Origin of the sequence: Vagococcus sp., from assembly GCF_036639995.1 — a bacterium.
In the GTDB taxonomy this organism is placed as follows: domain Bacteria; phylum Bacillota; class Bacilli; order Lactobacillales; family Vagococcaceae; genus Vagococcus.
The window spans coordinates 1-21,822 of the sequence record NZ_JAVWHO010000040.1 but is presented as its reverse complement, the minus strand read 5'-3'; the positions used below and the strand labels follow the sequence as shown (position 1 = coordinate 21,822).

The window sequence follows — 21,822 nt, the reverse complement described above, 5'->3', positions numbered from 1 at the left end:
TAAGGCAACGGACTTTGACTCCGTCACTCGTTGGTTCGAATCCAGCTAGCCCAGTAAAAGAGACTCGTTAATGAGTCTCTTTTTTTTGCGTTCTTAATGACCTAGATCATTAAGAATGACATAGATATTACAAAATAAAATGATAGCGCTTTTTTGTAGGGGAGTCAGATGATAAGATTAATTTATCATATAAAAAGGAGAGTTAAATGATGGGAAAGAAAGGGAAATTTGGTGATTCAGTTCAGAAATTTGGACGAACGCTATTGTTGCCTATTGGTGTTTTAGCCCCAGTGGGTATGATTTTAGGAATTAGTGGTGCATTTGTTCAGCCCTATATGATTGAAAAATTTGCATTTTTAGGAAATGAAAATGTTAATGCTATTTTAGTAAGTATTCGCACAATAGCAAGTGTTATTTTTGATAATATCCCTTTATTATTTGCAATGGGTGTGGCTTACGGAATGAGTAAAAAAGATAAGGGAATTGCTGTATTTGCTGCTGTGAGTGGCTATCTTACATTAATTATTACTATGAATGTTTGGTTAACTTTAACAGGTAAGATGGCTGATCCCGAGGTGATGACTCAAGTTGGTCAAATTAACGTTCTTGGTATTCAAACTATGAACATTAGTGCTGCTGGTGGTATTGTTACAGGTTTAGTTGCATCATGGGCAACTGATAAATTTTACAACTTGGAATTACCGACTGCTTTTGCATTCTTCTCTGGCAAAAAATCTGTACCAATTATCACAATTGGTGTGATGATTGCAATTGGTGCGTTGTTGCCGTTTGTTTGGGAAGTATTTGTAGCTATACTAACTAAGTTTTCAGTTGTTATTTTAAGTACAGTAGGACCGTTTTTTACGGCCGCTGGAGAAAGATTATTTATTCCGTTTGGGTTACACCATGTTTGGAATGCGTTGTTTAGGTTTACTGAAGCTGGTGGTTCTTATGTAATTGATGGTGAAACTTTTGTGGGAGTTGTACCTGCAATGAATGAAGTGTTATTCAATCAAGGACCTAATAGCGAATATTGGTCAATGATGCCTGATTTGACAAGATTTATGGCACAACAGCAAATGTTAGTTACTTTATTCTTGTTTCCTGCTATTGCGTTAGCCATGTATAAAGCTTGCCGTACAGAAAATAAGATAGAGGTTAAGTCAATGTTGATTACCATGGTTTTAACAGCAATGTTGGGAAATGTAACTGAACCACTAGAGTTTACCTTTGTGTTTATCGCCCCGTTATTGTACTTAGTTTATGCGGTAATTGTGGGAATTGGTGCAGTATTGTTATCACTTGCCAGTGTTGCTGTTGGGTATATTCGAGGGACTATCTTTGATTTTGCAATATTTGGATTGTTATATGAAAAAACAAATTGGGTTTTCCTCGTTATTATAGGTCTTGGTTTAGCGGTACTGACGTATTTTATTTTTTATTGGGCTATCATCAAATTTGATATAAAAACACCTGGGCGTGAGGAAGCACAAAATATTGATAATACTTTAATCAAAGAAAAACGTTATGGTGAGATTGCTGATATTGTTGTGGAAGCGCTGGGTGGTAAATCAAACATTGATAATGTTGAAAATTGTATCACACGCTTAAGAATTGATATTAAGGATATTAATGTCATTAATAAGGATTTATTAGAAAAATCAGGTTGTACTGGATTTTTCTTCCCGGCAGCTAAACATATTCATATTGTTTACGGACCTCAAGTTGAGTTTGTTAGAAATGCTGTTGATGAAGCACTGGCATAGTGTAATTGAAATTAAGGAGGCTCATTACTAATGAGAGCATTATATGATTCAAAAAGTAAAACGATGGATGATAGAGGAATAAAGGAATTATTCTCTAATGAAGCAAAATATGAAACATGGTTAATGTTTGAAGCAGCACTTGCTCAAGCACAAGCAGAGTACGGTTTTATTCCTAAAGAGGCAGCAAAGGACATTAAAGAAGCTGCTAAGATTGAAAATATTGATTTTGTTGAAATGGATAAAATTTATCGTAAAATAGGTCATGGTTTTGTTCCTTTTTTAAAGGTGTTAGTTAAAGCTTGTCCTGAAGAAAGTGGTAAGTATATTCATTATGGTATCACGACTCAAAATATTCAACAAAGTTCTCAAATGTATATGGTTAAAACAGTTCATGATAAATATATGCGACTTTTAGGTGAAATTTTGGAAAATTTGAGTAAACTTGCCAAGGAAAACAAGGATGCTGTCATGCCTGGAAGAACTCATGGACGTCATGCAACGCCAATTACATATGGTTATAAAGTATCTGTCTGGATTAGTGATTTTATTGAATGTGTAGAACGGATGCGTGAAGCTGAGAAAAGAGTATTTAAAATAATGATGGGTGGAGCTGTGGGAACATTTAGTTCAATGCCTGAAGTTGGTATGGATGTTCAAAGACGCGTGGCGGAATTGACAGGAATGTATCCTATGGAAGTTCCATCAAGAAACATCAGCACGTTTAAGCTTGAGTATATGACTAACTTAGCATTAATGGCCAATATTTGTCATAAAATTGGTGAGGAAGTTTATAGTACGACACTTGAAGAAATTGCCGAAGTGTCAGAAGGTTTTAGTAAAGGGACAGTTGGTAGTAGTACTATGCCACATAAAATTAACCCTAAACTTGCTAAGGGAATTGTTGCTAACTCTCAAAAATTATATTCACTTCCAGGTGTTGGAATGTATTCGGCTGTCCGTCCTTACGAAGGGGATAGTAGTTCATATATGCTGTTTGATGGTATTTTAGAGGAAGCTTTAGAATTAACGACAGAAGTTTTGCTTAGAACAGAAGAGTTAACTCGTACCATGGTACCTCACAAAGAGAGAATGTTGCACAATGTAATGCGTAACAAAGGATTAGATAATACAGAATACGTTATGATGAAAATGGCTGATAAACTAGGTAAAGATCAGGCACATTCTCTACTATATGATATAGCTATCAAAACAGCTGCAGATGGTGAGGACTTTTATACGAATTTAATGGAAGATAACCTCATTTCTAAAGAATTTACAGCAGCAGAAGTGAAAGAGTTAATTGATCCAAGAAATTATGTTGGGTTATCTGCTGAACTTGCAGAAAAAGAGGCAGTAAGAGCGATAGAAACTGTAAAATTTATTAAGGAAAACTACTGATAAGAGCGTGAGCAACATGACAAAATTAGTAATAAACTCAGATGATTTCGGCTATTCTAAAGCAATCAATCTTGGCATTATTGAATCCTTCAATAAAGGTGTCTTAACGTCAACGACTTTGATGGCTAATATGCCAGGATTTAGAGAAGCTGTAAAACTAGCAAAAGAGCATAATAAGTTAGGGATTGGCGTTCACTTATCTATGACTTGCGGGAAACCATTACTAAGTACTGTGGATGATTTAGTATCTAATAGTGGAGAATTTAAACCATTAAGTGTGATTAAAGAAAAACCAGAAGCTACAAACTTAGAGCAATTGTATGCTGAATGGAAGTCTCAAATTGAAAAAATTCTATCAACTGGTCTTACAATCACACATCTTGATTCTCACCATTATACTCATTCAATGGGGAAGCATTATCAAGTTATAGAGCAATTATCAATTGATTTTGATGTACCAGTTAGAAATTATTTCGATGTTAAGTCTAAATTTTCTTATCCTAATAGATGCCCGATGGATAGTTTTTGGAATTTATTTAATTATCCTGAAATCAAAGATATGTCTCAAAAATATCAGGTGATGAAACCAACTATTTTCACAATTATTGAAAAAGAAGCACAGAAGTATCGAAGTAATAATCAAGTAGAGGCAGTTTGACATCCTGGATACCTTGATGAAACTTGTTATTTTGGTTCATCTTTTAATTTAGCCAGAATGAGGGAAGTTAATATCTTATGTGATAAAGATTTCAAAAAGCTGCTTGATTATTATGGTTATGAATTATGTCATTATGGTAATCTATAGAGAAATATATTAGAGGTTAGGATGTTTCCTACCTCTTTTTATTTGTCTTGAAATCTTATCAGACAAGTATTAATGAGTGTGATATACTTTAAAAAAATGGAGGATGAAAAACGTGATTGACTTTTTAAAGCATTATGATGACTTAACATTAAGCGAAAAAAAAAGCATTAAGATATTTAATTGACCATTTAGAAGAAATTCCTTATATGAACATTAATCAATTGGCAGAAGATGCATTTGTGTCTAAAACAGTTATCATCAATTTGTGTCAAAAATTAGAATTTAGTGGCTTCAAAGAGCTTAAATTTTCAATCAATGCTAACTTGCGGGAAAAAAAAGCTGAAGAAAAGACAACAGGTCAATCTGTTTTTAGTAATTTAGAGAACAGTATTGAAAAGACCTTTTCTTTATTGGCAGAAGAAGATATTGATTATTGTGTGGATACGTTACTACATGCTAAGAATATATTTATCATGGCAAGAGGAACGAGTAAACCAGTAGGGTATTATTTTGAACATCTTTTGTTTTCTTTAGGGCTTCACTGTTTCTTTATTAATGATTATAATTTGTCTGAATCTTTTACTCGTCTAGTTAATAAGGATGATGTGGTCATTTTATTTTCACTATCAGGACAAACGAAAAAAATTCTAGAAACAGCTCGAATGGTTCATTTAAAAGAAGCGAAAATTATTAGTGTGACGTCGTTTCAATCTAGCCAATTGAATGAGTATTCGGATTTGAATTTGTACTGTCATACTGAAGATGTTAATACAAAGAAAGATGATTCTATTTCAAGAATTGGCTTCTTCATTTTAATAGATTTATTAATAGGAAGTTTAAAATTAAAACTCGAATAGCAACGTTATTAATATCTTTCATTTCTTGATTGAATAGTGTAAAATATCATCTTGTGAGCCAAAGGGGCTATTATTTTTTTAAGTGATGACTTATAATAATAAATATATTACGCAAATGTTACAATTGTTTCTAATGTAACATTTATCTAGGACTTAAGACCTAGATAAATTTACTCCAAATGCTTGATAGAAAATCTTTCGTTTTGAGTTAAAATTTAATTAAGTTAAACATCACGAAAGGAAGATGAATCATGGAAATGAAAAATATAATTAAAAATGAAAAATCAAAATATTGGTTAACATTTGTTGGGAAAACCGCTTTATATACAACAATTTTATTAGCTTTAGTGTATTTATATCACTATAGTTCAGTAGGCGGAGGTTCCTTCATCTATAATCAATTTTAGAAGGGGGATGTTAGTAGATGGTAAACAATATAGTAGAAAAAATAAAAGATTGGTCTGAGAAAACACCAAATACGATTTTTTTTGACGAAGGTGATACTAGTTTTTCATACTCAGATTTAGAAAAAACATCACATTCGTTAGCAGCTTACTTAGAAGAAAAGTTCGATAATAAGGATGGTATCATCGTTTATGGTGGGCAAGATAGTCGAATGATTATTAGTTTTTTGGCTTGTATCAAGTCAGGGCATGGATATATTCCAATTGATGCTCATACGCCAAAAGAACGTGTTCAAATGATTTTAGAAGAGTCTAATGCAACTTGTGTTATTGCTTTAGATGAGTGGCCTTTGGAAAAAGTTGGCCCTAAAATAATTGAACGTGCTGATTTCAATCAATTAATCGAAGAGGAAAAACAACCTACATTAGGAAATATCGTTTCAGGAGAAGATATTTTTTATACAATTTTCACATCTGGAACAACTGGTAAACCTAAAGGCGTTCAAATTACATATTCGAATTTAGAAAGTTTTTGTTCGTGGATGACGAAAGAGTTTTCACTTAAACATGGTCAACGATTTTTATGCCAAGCACCTTTTTCTTTTGACTTATCAGTGATGGATTTATATCCAGCTTTATTAACTGGTGGTACTTTAGTTCCGATGGAAAAGAAAATGGTTGAAAGTTTTCCACTGTTGTTTGGTAGTATACCTAAAATGGCACTTAATGTGTGGGTTTCAACACCTTCTTTAATTGAAATCTGCTTGTTAAACCCAGATTTTACAAGTGAAAAACTACCAACATTGGAAAATTTTCAATTTTGTGGTGAGGAATTACCTCATGTTGTTGCTCAAAAATTAATTGATCGTTTCCCGAATGCTGTTATTTACAACACGTACGGCCCAACTGAGGCGACTGTGGCTATTACGAGTGTGCCAATTACTCAAAATATTTTAGATAATAACGACCGCTTACCTTTAGGGCGAGTTAAGGAAGATACCCGTTTAATTATCTTAAATGAAGAGGGATCTGTTCTTTCTGAAGGAGAAGTTGGTGAAATTATTATTGTTGGTCCTGGGATCTCTGTTGGCTATTTCAATAATCCAGAAAAAACAGAAGAAGCATTCTTTCTTTACGAGGGAGAAGCAGCTTATCGTACGGGAGATGCCGGCTTAATTAAAGATGGTTTACTTTACTATAAAGGTAGACTAGATTTTCAGATTAAATGGCACGGTTATCGAATTGAGTTAGGTGATATTGATCATCATTTGATGATGATTGATGAGATTCGTAATGCTTGTGTTGTACCAAAATATAATAAAAATCACAAGGTGCAACAACTAATTGCTTATGTAGTTTGTAAAAAAATGATAAATGATGACGAAAAAGAAACGATTAGTTATTTGAAAACACACCTTTTAGAAAGTGTTATGGATTACATGGTTCCTCAACGCTATATTTTTGTAGATACGTTACCACTTACGGCTAACGGCAAAGTAGATCGTAAATTCTTAATCAATGAGGTGAACAAATGATTGAGAGATTAGTTGAGTTTATTCCATTTTTAACACCTTATGAAAAGCCATTTTATTTTGTCATACTTGGTGTGTTGTTCATACCTTCAATTATTGCGTCATTAAAAGGAAAAAGACTGTATTGGTATCAAAATTTACTAACTGTATTTTTCTTATGGATTAGTTTTGCTGGTCCAAATATGAAGCAAGGATTTGCTTTAATTGGTTATGTTATATGGCAATGTCTTTTAACAGGCACCTATTTCAGATACCGTCAGAAGGCAAATGAAAGTATTTGGTTTTATCTAGCTATACTGCTAAGTATTATCCCAATGATGATTATTAAAATAGGCCCTTTTACTGGTGGTAAAGGATTTTTACTATTTTATTTCCTAGGGTACTCCTATTTAACATTTAAATCAGTTCAAGTGATCATGGAAATTAGAGATGGAATGATAAAAGATTACAAAATGAGTCATTATATTCAGTTTTTACTATTCTTTCCAACTATTTCATCAGGTCCTATTGATCGATATAGAAGGTTTCTTAAAGATTTAAAAGAACCACCTTCAAAAGAAAAGTATACGGAGCTTTTAGGTAAAGGAATTCACTATATATTCTTAGGATTTTTATATAAATTCTTAATCGGTTATGCTTTAGGCAGCCATTTACTTCCTTTAGTTCAGTCGTTTGCTTTAACAAGAGGTGGCGTACTTGTAGGAACAATCGGATATATGTATGTTTACAGTATGTATTTGTTCTTTGATTTTGCAGGCTACAGTTTATTCGCAGTGGGAACAAGTTACTTACTTGGCTATGAAACACCAATAAACTTTAATAAGCCATTTTTGAGTCCAAACATTAAAGAATTTTGGAATAGATGGCACATGTCTTTATCGTTTTGGTTTAGAGATTATGTTTATATGAGATTAATGTTTACATTATTAAAGAAAAAAGTTTTCAAAAGTAGAATCGTAGCATCAAATGTTGGCTATTTTGCTCTATTTTTAATTATGGGTGTATGGCATGGTCTAACATGGTATTATATTGTGTATGGTTTATATCACGCAGTACTAATTTGTGTGAATGATGCTTGGCTAAGATATAAGAAAAAACACAAAGATCAATTACCAAGTAATCGAATGACGCATGCACTTTCAGTTTTCATCACGTTTAATGCAGTATGTTTTAGTTTCTTGATTTTCTCAGGATTTTTAGACACTCTAGCGAAACAAATATTTAATATCTAGGAGATGACAATAATGGATGTAAAAGAAACAATTTTAGCAATTTTAGAAGATTTAACAGGTCAAGATGTAAGTGGTCAATTAGAAACAGATTTATATGATGAAGGGTTGTTAGATTCAATGGCAACTGTTCAAATGTTAGTAGAAATTGATGGTCAATTAGGAATTACTGTACCAGTTTCAGAATATGAAAGAAGTGAATGGGGAACTCCACAACAAATTATTAATCAAGTTGTTGCTTTACAATCATGATTTCTAAAAGAAAGTTATTTTCCGCTGTTGGTCCCTTTTTTGCGGCGATATTGATTATTGGAGCGATTATTTATTCCCCAATTAATTGGTTTTCAAAACCATCAGCAAATGCAATACACAAGTCAGCGTCTTCCATGTCTGTCAATGTATTAAAGGGTAACAACTTAAAGAATGAAGCCATGGAAAGTGGTAAGTACTTACCTTTCTTTGGTTCTTCTGAGTTAAGTCGTGTGAATGCTTTTCATCCATCGGTCTTAGCAGAAAAATACAATCGACCGTATGAACCTTATTTATTAGGTGCACCAGGTACGCAATCATTGACTCATTTTTTTATGCTGAATTCAATGAGTGAAGAATTGAAGGGTAAAAAAATAGTTTTTATCATTTCACCTCAATGGTTTGTCAAAGAGGGTGTTGGTGATCCAATGTTTTCACTGTTTTACTCACCACTACAAACCAATCAATGGGCGATGAATTTGAATTCAAGTGATATAAATGATCAATATTTAGCTAAACGATTATTGCGATTTTCAAGTGTTCGAACAGATACAGAGTTAAAAATACTGACACAACAAATTAAAAGTGGTGGTGAATTAACTCAGCTGGATAGAAAACGAGCAGCGTATAATTTTAATATTTTATCAAAAGAAGATCAATTGTTTAGTAAAATTGGTATTACGTCAAAAAGTGAAAAAATTTCATCTAAAACTAAACAGTTACCAGATAACTATTCCTTTACTGAGCTTGATAAATTAGCTTATGAAAAGGGGGAAAATGCAACTAAGAATAATGAATTCGATATTGCTGATTCCTTCTACAATAAGAGAATTGCTCCAATGAAAGGAAAATTAAAGAATTCTCAGACTAAATTTGACTATACTGTTTCTCCTGAATTTTCAGATTTTCAGTTAGTTCTTAGTCAAATTGCAGATAGTCATATTGATGCAATGTTTGTTATTCCACCTGTTAACAAGTTATGGTCAGATTATACGGGACTATCAACTGATATGTTAGATTTATTTAGTAAAAAAATTAACTATCAGTTAAAATCTCAAGGTTTTGATCATGTGGTAGATTATACGGATAAACGTTCTGAACCATACTTTATGGAGGATACAATCCATTTAGGATGGAGAGGTTGGATGCAAATGGATAAAGACCTTCAAACATTTTTGAAGGACCAACATAAACCAGCATACAACATTAATTCTGAAGAGTTTCTTTCTAAAGAATGGCAAGAAAATACAGATTTTTAATAGAGTAAAAAGGATTCCATCTAATTCTGATGGAATCCTTTTTTTGTTATAAGTAAGTTTAAAAAATATTTGGAAGATGGGCTTAAAGTTTGCCCGTGATTTTTTATTACGTAAAAAGGTTGGATGGGTTCAAAGTTATTGACTGCAATGATTGAAAGGTTACCATTGTCAATGCAAGTTTTTACAGATGATTCGTAAATAAAAGAGATACCTTCATTTTTTTTCACCATATTTTTGATTATATTAATATTTCCTACAACTCGTTTATTTTTTGTTTCTGAAAAATCTAGTGACAGGTCTTTTAATTTATTGGTAACGGCTTCTGTAATCCCCGAACCAGCTTCTCTAAACAAAAAAGTTTCGCTAGATAGCTGGTTAAAGTCGACTGTTTTATTTGCTAAAGGATGGTTGTTAGAACAAATTAAAAGGATACGATCTTCAAGAAAAATTTTACTCTCAAATTCTTTTTCTGGTATTGGACCTGAAATTAAGGCTAAATCTATTTTTCTTTGCGTTAACAACTCGAGTAATGCTGTTGTGTTATCAACTAAAATCGAGACATTAGATGAGTCAAAGTTAGTCGTGTACTCAGAGATAATATCTGAAAGTATGTATTCTCCAATTGTTTTACTTGAACCAATTTTTAAAGAGGTATCATTGACAAGATGAGCTTGAACTTTATTGATATCCGTTTGAATTCTTTTTATTTCTTGGTATAAGTACATACCTTCTTGTGTAATTGTTAACTTGTTATCTTGATAAAGAACAAGATTGGTATTTAACTCTTTCTCAATATACTGAATATGTTTGGTGACAGCTGGTTGTGTAAAATTGATTTCCTTTGCTGTTTTTGTGTAACTTTTTGTTTCAACTAAAACAACAAATGTATTATAGCGATAATCTAACATAGTTACTTCCCCCCCATAAAATGATTATACCTTATATTTGTGATTATTATAACTAATATAATTTTTTGTTATAACTCTATAAAAAATTGGAATTATCTTTTTGTGATATTTTGAACTAAACTAAGTTTGTTAAAAATAATACAAATAGGAGGAAGTAAGGTGAATAGTTTAGAATCAATGGATCAAGGTAGAATAAATAAGAAACAATTTATTTCTGCTTTCGTTATTGTGATCTTGTTAACATTTTTTGGTGTTTATCTAGGAAATGAAAAAGCTGCTCTACCGATGCAATTGTTTTCTGGTATTTTATTAGGAGCGACATTGACGAGAGCTAGATTTGGTTTTGCTGGTGGAATTAAACGAATCTATGTTAGAGGAGAGGGAAGTTTAAGTAAAGCCTTATTAATTATGTTGCTTGCTACAATGCTTGTGTTTATGGGAGTACAGTGGTATGCAGCTCAAAATGGTGCGGTTCCTGCTTTTAGTGCTGTTGAAGGAGATGCTATTATTCCTGGAACACAAAATGTATATATGGCTAATTTAGCAACTGTTTTAGGTGGTATCCTTTTTGGTATTGGTATGATTTTTGCTGGAGGTTGTGCTTCAGGAACGTTGACTGACATGGGTGAAGGAGAAGGAAGAGCTTTATTTGTTTTCATCTTTTTCATATTAGGTTCGGCACCTGGTGAATGGGCACGCTATACGTTTGATGAAACAAGTATGGGGAAAATTGGTGTTAAGGCATATCTGCCAGAATATTTTGGTTACTTTGGTGCGTTACTTGTTTCAGGGTTAATTCTTATGTTTATTTACTGGCTAATTTTACGTTATGAAAACAAACGAAAAAAAGAGGGAACATATATGAATCCTCTTGGTGATTGGGAAGATTTTGAAAAGCCGTTAACCAAAGATAATGGAGAAGAAACGTCTTTATTTAGTTATAAAACATATCATAAACTATTTGTTGAGAGATGGACTTTTAATACAGGTGCTATTGTGATTGCAATTATTTGTAGTTTCATTTTATTAACGACTGGTAAAGCTTGGGGGGTTACAAGTGCATTTTCTAAATTGGAAGTTGCATTGTTACAACCTTTAGGAGTTAGTTTTAACTCACCAGCGTTTACTGAAATTGTTGAGGATGTAAATGCAGGGTTATTTTTAGATGGCGGAACGATTCGAAATTTAGGAATTGTTTTAGGAGCAGTTATTGCCTTTTTATTAGCAGGTAGATTCCAATTTGCATTCAAATTGAATAAAAAGGACTTACCTTATTTTGTTGTTGGTGGTTTATTAATGGGCTTTGGTGCAAGATTTGCTAAAGGCTGTAATGCTGGTGCTATGTATTCTGCAATCTCGACTTTCTCGATTTCTGGTTGGGTCTTTACAGTAGCTATGGTTATCGGTGGTTTAATTAGTTTAAAACTTTTTGCAGGAAAAATGTCATTAATCCCAGCAAAGAGAAAATAAATAGATATAACTATTAGGAGGAACTAAGATGAGTAAACGTGTATTAATTATTGGTGGAGTTGCTGGTGGTGCGTCTGTTGCTGCAAGAGTTAGAAGATTAGATGAATTTGCAGATATTACAATGTTTGAGAAAGGCCCATTCGTGTCATTTTCTAACTGTGCGTTGCCATTTCATTTAAGCGGAATGGTGGAAGAGGCAGAAGATTTAGTATTAATGACACCAGAAGTTTTTCATAAGCAATACAATATCAATGCGGTTGTTAATCATGAGGTAACAGAAATTTTACCTGATAAAAAAGCTGTTTTAGTAAAAAATGTGTTAACAGGTGAAGTTAAAGAAGAAGTGTATGATGAGTTAGTCTTATCACCAGGAGCTAATCCAATTTTACCAAATAGTATTAAAGGAATCGGTTCTAATCATGTTTTTACAGTAAGAAATGTTCCTGATATTGATGGTATTCATCAGTATTTAAAATCTAATAAAGTTAATGATGTAGTAGTAGTTGGTGCTGGTTTCATTGGTATTGAGGTAGCTGAGAATTTAAAAGAAGCTGGTAAAAATGTCACTATCGTTGAAGCGGCAAACCAAGTAATGGCACCGTTTGACCATGATATGGCACAAATTTTACATAAAGAGATTATTGATAATGATGTGAATTTGGTATTAGAAGATGGTGTAAAAGAAATTTTTGCTGAGCATGTTGTTCTTGCATCAGGCCGAGAAATTCCTGCTAAAGCAGTTATTATGGCAATTGGTGTTACACCAGAAGTTAGTTTAGCTAAAGAATGTGGTTTAGACATTGGTGTGACGGGTGGAATTAAAGTAAATCATCATTATGAAACGTCTAGAAAACATATCTATGCAGTTGGAGATGCGATTGAAACGACACATTTTATCACACAAAAACCAACAAGATTAACTTTAGCAGGACCTGCTCAACGTCAAGCAAGAGCTGCTGCTGATCATATGTATGGTAGAACTTATAGAAATACTGGAGTTATCGGTTCATCTGTTATTCAGTGCTTCAATATGAATGCTGCTTCAACTGGCTTAAATGAAAAAGACTGTCAGAAAGAAGGGATTGCGTATCAAACAGCCTATGTGATTCCAAAAGATAAAGTTGGTTTAATGCCAAATGCTCGTCCTTTATTCTTTAAACTAATTTTTGCTGATCCTTCTGGTCAAATTTTAGGTGCTCAAGCAATGGGTGAAGGCAATGTGGACAAACGAATTGATGTTATTGCTACCTTAATTATGAAACATGGTAATTTGGAAGATTTAAAAGAATTAGAATTATCTTACTCACCGTTATTTGGTACAGCAAAAGATGTGGTTAATATGGCGGCTTTAGTAGGTCTTAATGTTTTAAATGGTGAATACAAACAAGTTCCGGTAACGGAGATAAGAGGACTACAAGAGAGTGGTGCTTGTATTATTGACGCAAGAGAAGCGTGGGAATTTGAAGAAGGTCACATTAAAAATGCTTTGAGTATTCCTTTTAGTGAATTTAGAGAAAGATTAGATGAGATTCCTACTGACAAACCAGTATATGTTCATTGCTTATCTAGTCAACGCAGTTATAACATGGTAAAAGCTTTAAATATGCGTGGATTTGATAATGTTGAAAACTTAATGGGTTCTTTCTTAGGTTTATGTATGTACGAATACTTTACAGATCAAGTAACCAAAAGAGAACCAATTGTGACTAACTATCGTTTCGATTTACTATAATTTTTTGAATGGGGCATGGCACTTTGTCTGTGCCTCATTTTTAATAAAACAAGAAAAGTTGGAGAATTATGAAAAGAAAAGAGAAAAATAATACAAAACGTTATACCTATATGACCTGGATTTTTATCCTTTTGGTTTGGCTAGCCGTCACAGAACTTAATTTAATTTCATCAAGACTCGTCCCATCCCCTATTCAAGTGATTAAAACGTTTGTTGATATTTTAAATAACGGCTATAATCACACGTCATTTTGGGCACATATGGGAATTAGTATGTATCGGTTATTTTTATCTTCCGTTTTAGCACTAATTACGGCAATTCCTCTTGGTTTATTAAGTGGTTATTCAAACAAGGTTAGGGCAGTTGTTGATTCTGTGGTTCAATTTTATCGTCCATTGCCACCACTGGCTTATTATACGTTATTAATTCTTTGGCTTGGAATCGATGAATCATCTAAAGTTATGTTACTGTTCTTAGCAGCGTTTGCACCAATTTATTTAGCTTGTGTGTCAGCAGTTAGTAAGGTAAATCCTGATTTTATTGGGAGCGCTGAATCTCTAGGCGCAAGTAAAAAAGATGTATTTTTTACCATTGTATTACCAGCTTGTTTACCTGATATTTTTACAGGATTAAGGGTGGCTGTGGGTGTTGCCTATACAACCTTAGTTTCAGCAGAAATGGTAGCAGCAACTTCTGGTATTGGTTGGATGGTTATTGATGCGTCTAAGTACTTAAAGAGTGATGTGATGTTTGTTGGGATTATTATTATGGGATTAACAGGTTTGCTCATCGATTTTTGTTTAAGAAAAATTGAAAATAAAGTTGTTTTTTGGAAAGGAAAATAAGAATGAAACGGTTTAGAAAATTAAGTTTAGTACTTTTAGTAACCTGTTTAGGTTTAATGTTAGCTTCATGTGGGAAAAAAGAAAACGATAAAAAAGGTGACGCACCTAAAGAGGTAAGAATTGGTATTATTCGTGTACCAAATGATAAACAAGTGGCTATTTCTAAAAATTATTTTGATACATATTTTAAGGAAAAAGGAATTAAAACTAAATTTATGTTTTTTGATTCAGGTGTTGCAGCTAACCAAGCCTTTGCATCTAATAGTATTGATTTTGCTGAAATGGGTTATACCAATGGTGTTGTAGCTTTATCAACTGGTATTCCGGTTAATTTAATTTGGATTCATGAAATTTTAGGAACGAATGAAGCTTTAGTGGTTCATAAAGATAGTGCTATTGATTCTGTTAAAGAATTGAAAGGAAAAAAAATAGCGACACCGTTTAGTTCAACCTCTCACTTTAGTTTGTTGCAATGTTTGAAAGAAGCTGGTATTGAAAAAGATGTCGAGTTATTAGATATGGAAACCAAAGATATTGTTGCAGCATGGGAAAGAGGAGACATTGACGCGGCGTATACATGGGAACCAACACTTTCAACTATTAAAGAAACTGGTAAAGTTTTAGTTGATAGTAAAGAACTTGCAGAAAAAGGTCATCTTACTGCTAATATTGATTTAGTTCACGAGGATTTTGCTAAAAAATACCCAGAATTAGTTGAAGATTATCTATTATCATTAAATAAAGGAGCAACCTTCTATAAGGAACATCCAAAGGAAGCAGCTAAGGCTTGTGCTCATGGTTTAGATATCTCAGAAGAAGAAGCTATTAAACAAATGGAAGGAACTAAATGGTTAACGTTTGAGGAAGAATTGTCAACAGATTATTTGGGGACAACTGAAAAACCAGGACAGTTTAACACTATTTTTTATGAGACAGCAGTCTTTTTAAAGGAACAAGGCTCAATTCAAGAGATACCAAGTAAAGAGGCAATAAAACAATTTATTCAACCTAAATATATCGAAGCAGCGCAAAAGAAGGAATAAGTTAAAGGATGTTAGAGATGGAAAGAAAAGAAAAATTGATTGAATTAACTAATGTCTCTCAGGTTTTTGGGACATCAAGTGACTCATTGCATGTTATTCAAAATATCGATTTGTCAATTTATCAACAGGAATTTGTATGTGTGGTTGGTCCTTCTGGTTGTGGTAAGAGTACCTTATTAAAGATGATTGCTGGTTTTTTAACGCCCACGTTAGGTGAGTGCCATATGTCTGGTGAGTTAATTACAGGTCCTGATAAACGAAGGGGTGTTGTTTTTCAGTCACCAACTCTTTATCCTTGGTTGACTGTGGAAGCAAATGTTGCTTATGGTTTAAAGATAGGGAGACTTCCCAAAAAAGAACAAGAAGAGCGTGTTAATCACTATTTAACAGAAGTTGGGTTATTGGAATTTAAAAAAAGATATCCTTTTGAATTATCAGGCGGGATGAAACAAAGAGTCGCCATTGGTAGGACATTAGTCAATCATCCAGAATTAATTTTGATGGATGAACCATTTAGTGCTCTTGATGCTATTACAAGAGTTGGGATGCAGGAGATGCTTCGAAAAATTTGGAAAGAAAAAGAGCAGACTATTTTTATGATCACCCATGATATTGAAGAAGCTCTAAAATTAGGGACAAGAATATTAGTAATGAGCAAAAATCCAGGTGTTATCATTTCTGAATTTGAGACAAATTACACAGAAAAAATATCTCTAAATAAGACGTATCACCCAGAAGAAGATCAAGATTTTCAAAAGGATAAACTTAAATTGTTTGAATTGATATCATAGTGAACTCCCTTAAATAAACCTTAATTTATTTACTTTTCACTTGAAAAATCAGGTGATATATGACAAAATTATGCATACTTTATAAAATGTAAAGGGAGCAATAATCATAATTATGCCTAATAAAAAAAACTTTTTCAAAAGAGTTTTACTGATTTTTTTGCTCGCCATTCTTGTTATTCTTGGACTAATCGGCTTTAAAGTTCGTCAAGATGTTAAAGGCGTGTTAGTGTGGGAAGATGAAGTGAAAGCAGCGGCTAAACACTATAATATTGAAGAATACTCGGATGTTATATTAGCGATTATCTATACGGAGAGTAAAGGGAATCATGTTGATTTAATGCAGAGTAGTGAAAGTAAATATGGGGTAAGAAATCAAATATTTACCAGTGAAGAAAGTATTGATTCTGGTGTGGAGCATCTAGCAGAAGTGATTAATGAGGCCAATAAACAAAAGTGTGATATCTGGACAGCGGTTCAGGCTTATAATTTTGGTTCAAAGTATATCGATTTTGTTGCGACACATGGAAACGAGAATTCTTTAAAAATAGCTGAAGAATATTCAAGAGATACACTTGCACCGCTTTTAGGAAACACTGAAAAAGAAACTTATTTTTACAAACATCCGATGGCTCTATTTTATAACGGTGGTAAGCTTTACAAAAATGGCGGCAACATTTTCTATGCTGAGAGTGTCAAATGGAATTTAAAAGCAATCAAATTATTTTCAAATTAAAAAGAATCAAAGCCAGAAATGATAACTGGTTTTGATTCTTTTTTTATTGATTAGAAGACTCGACAAATTGTCCAAAGGCTTCGCCAGAGTATCCTGGTGAGATTCTAACTCGTTTTAAAGCAAACAGACCATCAGATTTTTTTGCATATCCTGGTTCTGTTGTAACAGCCATCTTATAGCCAAGTTCCTCAGCTATTTTTTGTGAGCGTTCATCGTATCTTCCAGCAGGATAGCAAAGAAGAGATGTGTCTTGTTTTAGCTCTTTATCAAGCCAAGCTTTTGAGTCTTTTAATTCACTAGTTAATTGTGTGTCATCAAGGGTGGTTAAATCAAGGTGAGTGACGGTATGACTTTCAATATTAACCTCATCACTTTGACTCATTTCTTTCATTTGCTTCAGATTAAAATAACTAGAAGACTCAATTTTTGAAGTGATGTAATTAATGGTTGCTTTCATTTTCATTTCCTTAAATAGTGGGAAACCATCTGTATAATTATTTAAGTAGCCATCATCTAATGTTAACCAAACGATTTTTTCAGCTGGTTTTTTATTTTCAGTTAAAACAATATAAGCTTCTTCAGGGGTTAAGGTATAGTAATCATTATCTTTTAACCACTGCAAATGTTCTTTAAACTCAACAGGTGGTACTTTTAAGGTATTGCCTTCACTTTCAGCTAAGCTATGATACATAAGAATCGGAAAGGCAATCTCAGTGTCACTTTCTATCCATTTTGTTTTTTCCTCACTAGATTCTGTGGTTGTTTGTTTTGTTTCTTTTACTGTTACTTCTTGTGTTTGCTGTGTTTTGTTTTCCTCAGTTTTTTTATTGGTAAAGGTATAAGCGTAAAAAGCGGTGCCACCAATACTAATAATTAAAAGAGTGAAAAGAAGCCATAACCATTTCTTTTTCATTATCTACTACCTCTTATCTTTTTTATAATTTTATCAAATGATTTACTCAGTTTCAAGAAGCAAGCAAAAGACTCTGTTTCCTCTTTAGTCTCAGATATGCTAAAATAAGGAGCGGACAACATGTCTTTTTTTATTGGAAAAAACTCTTTAGATCAGGAGTGTTACTTTGAAAGAATCACAATATAACTGGAAAATAAATAAAGCACCAACTGAATTAGAACAAATTACATCAGAGCTTGAAACTTTATCGATTAACTCAGAACTTGCGCCTTTATTATGGCGTAGAGGAATTAGAGAAAGTAATCAAGTTAAGCCTTTTTTTCAACCAAGTGTTGAGAGCTTTCATGACCCATTCTTGCTATATGACATGGAAAAAGTCATTGTAAGAATTCAAGAGGCTGTTGAAAAAGGTGAAAAAATCCTTATTTATGGGGATTATGACGCGGATGGCATTACAAGTACAACTGTTATGAAGGAAGCCATTGAATTAATTGGTGGTCATGTCTTTTATTACTTGCCGAATCGTTTTACAGATGGTTATGGACCAAATAAAGATGTTTATAAACGACTCATTGAAGACGAAGGGGCACAACTAATTGTAACGGTAGATAATGGCGTAAGTGGTCATGAAGCTATTGAGTATGCGATGAGTCAACAAGTTGATGTCATCGTAACAGACCATCATGAATTACCTGAAGAGTTACCTAATGCATTTGGTATTATTCATCCAAGACATCCAAAGGGAAGCTATCCTTTTAGGGATTTGGCTGGTGTAGGTGTTGCTTTTAAGGTAGCAACAGCTTTACTTGGAGAAGTGCCTGTTGAGAGTTTAGATCTTGTTGCGATTGGAACGATTGCCGATTTGGTTTCTTTAACAGATGAAAATCGTGCCTTAGTAAAAATTGGTTTGGAAATCATGAAGCAAAATGAGCGTATGGGATTACAAGCTTTAGCAGAAGTTGCCAAAATCGATTTGACAGCAGTTAGTGAAGAGACGATTGGTTTTACAGTTGGACCTAGACTAAATGCTATTGGTCGCTTGGCGGATGCGTCTCCTGGTGTGGAGTTATTATCAACTTTTGATGATATTGAAGCTGGAAATATTGCTACTTATATTGAGCAAAAAAACACTGAACGTCAGACTATTGTAAAAGAAATAACTACTGAAGCATTAGAAATGGCAAAAGAGATGGAGGAAGAACCCGTTCTCTTTTTAATGTCTGAGAAGTGGCATCAAGGTGTACTAGGTATTGTGGCAAGTCGAGTGGTTCAGGAAACAAATAAGCCAACGATTGTCCTTTATTTTGATAAAGAAACGGGGCAATTAAAAGGGTCTGGGCGAAGTATTCAAGGAGTTGATTTATTTCAAACCTTGAGTGTGGTGAAAGATGAATTAATAAGTTTTGGTGGTCACCACATGGCTGCTGGATTAACGTTTGAAGTGGACAAGTTAGATATGATTAAAACAAGAGTAGCTACTTTTATTCAAGAAGCTGACATTGATTTAACAGCAAAAGAAGAGTTGATGGTGGATGAGGAACTACCTCTTGAAGCAATCAATGTCTCTTTTATTGAAACACTGCAACAACTTGGCCCATTTGGAACAGACAATCCGTCTCCTTACTTTTTGATTAAGTCAGATAAAGTGAAAGAATTAAAACAAATTGGTGCAGATAAATCTCATTTGAAATGCCAAATGACAACGCATGATAATACACTAGATTGTATTGCGTTTAACCGTGGTAACGATATGTTTGAATTTGAGTATGCAGATCAAGTGGAAGTTGTGGGACAGCTATCAATTAATGAATGGAACGGATTTAGAAAACCTCAGTTGATGTTAAAGGACTACCGAATTTCTGATTGGCAAATTTTTGATGCAAGAGGGAAAAAAGGGCAAGAGGTCAAACCATTAACTCAGTCTGTAGCTTACTTGGTATTTGATGAGCAGCATGTTTCTTTTGTAAATGATAAAGAAAGAGTCTATGTCATCGAAGCTGTTAATCTAGATCAGATGAATCAAATTAATCAACATGAAGAAGTTGTTATTGTAGACTGTCCTTACGATTTAGAGGTAGCTAGGGAGTTGTTTAAACAACTGAAAGTAGCTAGGGTTTATTTTGAGGTTAAGGTGAGCCAGGAACATTATTTGACAGGCTTACCAACAAGAGAACAATTTGGTCGATTATTTAAATTAATTGCTTCTCAAGACTCTTTTGATATCCGATATAAATTAATGGATATATCAAATTACTTAAAAATTGAAAAAAAATTATTAATTTTTATGATTAGAGTGTTTTTTGACTTAGGATTTGTTACAATAGATGATGGTCTGATGACTAAAGTCCAAAATCCAACGAATAAAGCGTTACAAGAGAGTCAAATTTATCAATCATATCAACGTAAAATTGAGATGGAAAAACTATTTTTATATAGTGATATTAAAGAAATCAAGCATTGGATTTTGCAACAGGAGGAAACCAAATGAATTTGAAAGATTACATTGCTAGCATTCCAGATTATCCAAAAGAGGGCGTTATTTTTAGAGATATTTCACCTTTAATGGGAGACGGTGCAGCTTATCAAGAAGCAACAAGACAAATTGTTGCTTATGCTAAAGAAAGAGGAGCAGAAATGGTTGTAGGACCAGAAGCTCGTGGCTTTATTATTGGCTGTCCAGTTGCTTATGAACTAGGCATCGGCTTTTCTCCAGCACGTAAAAAAGGAAAATTACCAAGAGAAACAATTGAAGTAGATTATGATTTAGAATACGGTATGGCTACTTTAACATTACATAAAGATGCGATTACACCAGGACAAAAAGTTATCATTTGTGACGACCTTTTAGCAACAGGTGGAACAATTGCAGCAACAATCGAGTTAGTTGAACAACTTGGTGGTATTGTTGTCGGTTGTGCGTTTCTTGTAGAGTTAAATGAATTAAATGGCCGTGATAAAATTCAAGGTTATGATATTTTAACATTAATGGATTTTTAAAAAATAAAAAATGAGGTTACCTAATTGGTAGCCTCATTTTTGTTTAGTTGAAACGCTTCTAGCTTCATTTTTACGATCAATTCGATGCTTTTTCATTCGATTTTGCTTTTTGATGTATTGGTGTAATCTGTTTTCGTCTTTAGGCATTTCTAAAATCATAACAGTTGCACCTTGGTCATATAGATTAGCTTTAATAGTAGGTAATCTCTTTTTAAATCGACTATTCCACTTAAATAGCTTAAACATACGTTTAATAGCCTTTTTCTTTTGACCAAAGCTTCTTTTAGGGTCAAAAAATTGTTTGAAGGCACGTTTAAAAACTCTAAATTGAGTGACGTAAATTGGGTAATCTAGGATGACAATCAAATCGGCATCAGAGAAAGTCATTTTAGTCCAAGGACTAACCTGTACTCCTTCAACAACCCATGAATCAAGGGTTGAAAGTCTTGAATTTAGAGTATTAGCACGTTGGTTTTTGTCTTTAATTCGTAAGTAATCATCTAAAGAGATCCCTTGAATGATATATTTCTCTTGAAGTTTTATCGTTAAGGAAGTTTTTCCACTTCCAGCGTAGCCAATAATTCTTATTTTCATTTAAATTTTGTCTCCAGTCAAATGTATACATACTTAGACTACATTAAATAGAACATAATATCAATAATAGTATAAATAAAATTAATTAATAATCAAAGTTTTTTAAAAATAATTGATATTATGTCAAAGTACAGTTATATCACTAATATTGATTTTCTTGTTGTGGTCAAATCACTCTTTGTTTTGAGTGTTGACAACGTTTGAGATAACAGTTATTCTATATGGTGTTGGAAATAAAATTTGCCGCCTTAGCTCAGTAGGTAGAGCGTTTGCATGGTAAGCAAAAGGTCACCAGTT

Annotated in this window: 20 protein-coding genes and 1 pseudogene; 18 read left to right on the top strand and 3 right to left on the bottom strand. The window is 33.2% G+C overall.

The window, feature by feature from the left end:
- Window positions 1-206: 206 nt before the first annotated feature.
- From RR554_RS09585 to dltD, 10 genes and pseudogenes are all read left to right on the top strand, one after another.
- A complete protein-coding gene (locus RR554_RS09585) occupies window positions 207-1,766 on the top strand; it encodes a PTS transporter subunit EIIC (protein WP_332467906.1) in 1,560 nt (519 codons plus the stop codon).
- A gap of 30 nt (window positions 1,767-1,796) precedes the next feature.
- A complete protein-coding gene (locus RR554_RS09580; protein WP_332464010.1) occupies window positions 1,797-3,164 on the top strand; it encodes a class-II fumarase/aspartase family protein in 1,368 nt (455 codons plus the stop codon).
- 16 nt (window positions 3,165-3,180) lie between these two features.
- Window positions 3,181-3,822, top strand: coding sequence for a ChbG/HpnK family deacetylase (locus RR554_RS09575; protein WP_332467905.1), 642 nt, complete (start codon window positions 3,181-3,183; stop codon window positions 3,820-3,822).
- Between the two features lie 317 nt (window positions 3,823-4,139).
- Window positions 4,140-4,283 (top strand): annotated as a pseudogene (locus RR554_RS09570) (MurR/RpiR family transcriptional regulator); the annotation flags it as partial.
- 123 nt (window positions 4,284-4,406) lie between these two features.
- Complete coding sequence (locus RR554_RS09565; RefSeq protein ID WP_332464027.1) at window positions 4,407-4,826, top strand: SIS domain-containing protein; 420 nt, start codon at window positions 4,407-4,409, stop codon at window positions 4,824-4,826.
- Window positions 4,827-5,083: 257 nt separating this feature from the next.
- A complete protein-coding gene (locus RR554_RS09560; protein WP_332464028.1) occupies window positions 5,084-5,233 on the top strand; it encodes a teichoic acid D-Ala incorporation-associated protein DltX in 150 nt (49 codons plus the stop codon).
- A 17-nt stretch (window positions 5,234-5,250) separates the two neighbouring features.
- A complete protein-coding gene (dltA, locus tag RR554_RS09555; RefSeq protein WP_332467904.1) occupies window positions 5,251-6,765 on the top strand; it encodes a D-alanine--poly(phosphoribitol) ligase subunit DltA in 1,515 nt (504 codons plus the stop codon).
- Window positions 6,762-7,994, top strand: a complete 1,233-nt coding sequence (gene dltB, locus RR554_RS09550) for a D-alanyl-lipoteichoic acid biosynthesis protein DltB (RefSeq protein WP_332464013.1) — start codon at window positions 6,762-6,764, stop codon at window positions 7,992-7,994. Before dltA ends, dltB begins: the two co-directional genes overlap by 4 nt.
- Window positions 7,995-8,006: 12 nt before the next feature.
- Window positions 8,007-8,243, top strand: coding sequence for a D-alanine--poly(phosphoribitol) ligase subunit DltC (gene dltC / locus RR554_RS09545; RefSeq protein ID WP_332464014.1), 237 nt, complete (start codon window positions 8,007-8,009; stop codon window positions 8,241-8,243).
- Window positions 8,240-9,499: a D-alanyl-lipoteichoic acid biosynthesis protein DltD gene (gene dltD, locus RR554_RS09540; RefSeq protein WP_332467903.1), complete on the top strand. Its 1,260-nt coding sequence runs from the start codon at window positions 8,240-8,242 to the stop codon at window positions 9,497-9,499. The genes dltC and dltD overlap by 4 nt, the downstream gene beginning before the upstream one ends.
- A gap of 20 nt (window positions 9,500-9,519) precedes the next feature.
- Here the strand turns inward: dltD and RR554_RS09535 are convergent, their stop codons facing one another.
- Window positions 9,520-10,407 carry a LysR family transcriptional regulator gene (locus tag RR554_RS09535; protein WP_332467902.1) on the bottom strand — a complete coding sequence of 296 codons (888 nt, stop codon included), beginning with the start codon at window positions 10,405-10,407 and terminating at the stop codon, window positions 9,520-9,522.
- A 159-nt stretch (window positions 10,408-10,566) separates the two neighbouring features.
- Between RR554_RS09535 and RR554_RS09530 the strand changes: the two genes are divergently transcribed.
- The 6 genes from RR554_RS09530 to RR554_RS09505 all read left to right on the top strand — a co-directional run bounded on the left by RR554_RS09530 (window position 10,567) and on the right by RR554_RS09505 (window position 17,021).
- Window positions 10,567-11,877 carry a YeeE/YedE family protein gene (locus tag RR554_RS09530; RefSeq protein WP_332467901.1) on the top strand — a complete coding sequence of 437 codons (1,311 nt, stop codon included), beginning with the start codon at window positions 10,567-10,569 and terminating at the stop codon, window positions 11,875-11,877.
- Between the two features lie 28 nt (window positions 11,878-11,905).
- Window positions 11,906-13,609 carry an FAD-dependent oxidoreductase gene (locus tag RR554_RS09525; RefSeq protein WP_332464018.1) on the top strand — a complete coding sequence of 568 codons (1,704 nt, stop codon included), beginning with the start codon at window positions 11,906-11,908 and terminating at the stop codon, window positions 13,607-13,609.
- Window positions 13,610-13,677: 68 nt separating this feature from the next.
- Window positions 13,678-14,454, top strand: a complete 777-nt coding sequence (locus RR554_RS09520; protein WP_332467900.1) for an ABC transporter permease — start codon at window positions 13,678-13,680, stop codon at window positions 14,452-14,454.
- A 2-nt stretch (window positions 14,455-14,456) separates the two neighbouring features.
- Window positions 14,457-15,497: a taurine ABC transporter substrate-binding protein gene (locus RR554_RS09515; RefSeq protein WP_332467899.1), complete on the top strand. Its 1,041-nt coding sequence runs from the start codon at window positions 14,457-14,459 to the stop codon at window positions 15,495-15,497.
- 17 nt (window positions 15,498-15,514) lie between these two features.
- Complete coding sequence (locus RR554_RS09510) at window positions 15,515-16,288, top strand: ABC transporter ATP-binding protein (RefSeq protein WP_332464021.1); 774 nt, start codon at window positions 15,515-15,517, stop codon at window positions 16,286-16,288.
- A gap of 112 nt (window positions 16,289-16,400) precedes the next feature.
- Window positions 16,401-17,021 (top strand): lysozyme family protein, encoded by a 621-nt coding sequence (locus tag RR554_RS09505; RefSeq protein ID WP_332464022.1) that lies wholly within the window; start codon window positions 16,401-16,403, stop codon window positions 17,019-17,021.
- Between the two features lie 43 nt (window positions 17,022-17,064).
- Here RR554_RS09505 and RR554_RS09500 read toward each other — a convergent pair whose 3' ends face one another.
- Window positions 17,065-17,934, bottom strand: a complete 870-nt coding sequence (locus RR554_RS09500) for a polysaccharide deacetylase family protein (RefSeq protein ID WP_332464023.1) — start codon at window positions 17,932-17,934, stop codon at window positions 17,065-17,067.
- A gap of 166 nt (window positions 17,935-18,100) precedes the next feature.
- Between RR554_RS09500 and recJ the strand changes: the two genes are divergently transcribed.
- Together recJ and RR554_RS09490 are read left to right on the top strand one after the other, a co-directional pair.
- Window positions 18,101-20,422: a single-stranded-DNA-specific exonuclease RecJ gene (recJ, locus tag RR554_RS09495; protein WP_332467898.1), complete on the top strand. Its 2,322-nt coding sequence runs from the start codon at window positions 18,101-18,103 to the stop codon at window positions 20,420-20,422.
- Window positions 20,419-20,931, top strand: a complete 513-nt coding sequence (locus RR554_RS09490) for an adenine phosphoribosyltransferase (protein WP_332464025.1) — start codon at window positions 20,419-20,421, stop codon at window positions 20,929-20,931. The genes recJ and RR554_RS09490 overlap by 4 nt, the downstream gene beginning before the upstream one ends.
- A 33-nt stretch (window positions 20,932-20,964) precedes the next feature.
- On the opposite strand, the gene RR554_RS09485 is transcribed toward RR554_RS09490, so the two are convergent.
- The gene (locus tag RR554_RS09485) at window positions 20,965-21,525 is read right to left on the bottom strand and encodes a hypothetical protein (RefSeq protein ID WP_332464026.1); all 561 of its coding nucleotides are present in this window, start codon (window positions 21,523-21,525) and stop codon (window positions 20,965-20,967) included.
- Between the last annotated feature and the right edge of the window lie 297 nt (window positions 21,526-21,822).

Excerpts from the sequence above, each read along its gene's own strand:
- RR554_RS09525 (WP_332464018.1), top strand. The coding sequence starts at position 11,906 with ATGAGTAAACGTGTATTAATTATTGGTGGAGTTGCTGGTGGTGCGTCT.
- RR554_RS09560 (WP_332464028.1), top strand. The coding sequence starts at position 5,084 with ATGAAAAATATAATTAAAAATGAAAAATCAAAATATTGGTTAACATTT.
- RR554_RS09500 (WP_332464023.1), bottom strand. The coding sequence starts at position 17,934 with ATGAAAAAGAAATGGTTATGGCTTCTTTTCACTCTTTTAATTATTAGT.
- dltB (WP_332464013.1), top strand. The coding sequence starts at position 6,762 with ATGATTGAGAGATTAGTTGAGTTTATTCCATTTTTAACACCTTATGAA.
- RR554_RS09575 (WP_332467905.1), top strand. The coding sequence starts at position 3,181 with ATGACAAAATTAGTAATAAACTCAGATGATTTCGGCTATTCTAAAGCA.
- RR554_RS09580 (WP_332464010.1), top strand. The coding sequence starts at position 1,797 with ATGAGAGCATTATATGATTCAAAAAGTAAAACGATGGATGATAGAGGA.
- RR554_RS09535 (WP_332467902.1), bottom strand. The coding sequence starts at position 10,407 with ATGTTAGATTATCGCTATAATACATTTGTTGTTTTAGTTGAAACAAAA.
- dltC (WP_332464014.1), top strand. The coding sequence starts at position 8,007 with ATGGATGTAAAAGAAACAATTTTAGCAATTTTAGAAGATTTAACAGGT.
- dltA (WP_332467904.1), top strand. The coding sequence starts at position 5,251 with ATGGTAAACAATATAGTAGAAAAAATAAAAGATTGGTCTGAGAAAACA.
- RR554_RS09510 (WP_332464021.1), top strand. The coding sequence starts at position 15,515 with ATGGAAAGAAAAGAAAAATTGATTGAATTAACTAATGTCTCTCAGGTT.
- RR554_RS09490 (WP_332464025.1), top strand. The coding sequence starts at position 20,419 with ATGAATTTGAAAGATTACATTGCTAGCATTCCAGATTATCCAAAAGAG.
- RR554_RS09585 (WP_332467906.1), top strand. The coding sequence starts at position 207 with ATGATGGGAAAGAAAGGGAAATTTGGTGATTCAGTTCAGAAATTTGGA.
- RR554_RS09485 (WP_332464026.1), bottom strand. The coding sequence starts at position 21,525 with ATGAAAATAAGAATTATTGGCTACGCTGGAAGTGGAAAAACTTCCTTA.
- RR554_RS09515 (WP_332467899.1), top strand. The coding sequence starts at position 14,457 with ATGAAACGGTTTAGAAAATTAAGTTTAGTACTTTTAGTAACCTGTTTA.
- RR554_RS09505 (WP_332464022.1), top strand. The coding sequence starts at position 16,401 with ATGCCTAATAAAAAAAACTTTTTCAAAAGAGTTTTACTGATTTTTTTG.
- dltD (WP_332467903.1), top strand. The coding sequence starts at position 8,240 with ATGATTTCTAAAAGAAAGTTATTTTCCGCTGTTGGTCCCTTTTTTGCG.
- RR554_RS09520 (WP_332467900.1), top strand. The coding sequence starts at position 13,678 with ATGAAAAGAAAAGAGAAAAATAATACAAAACGTTATACCTATATGACC.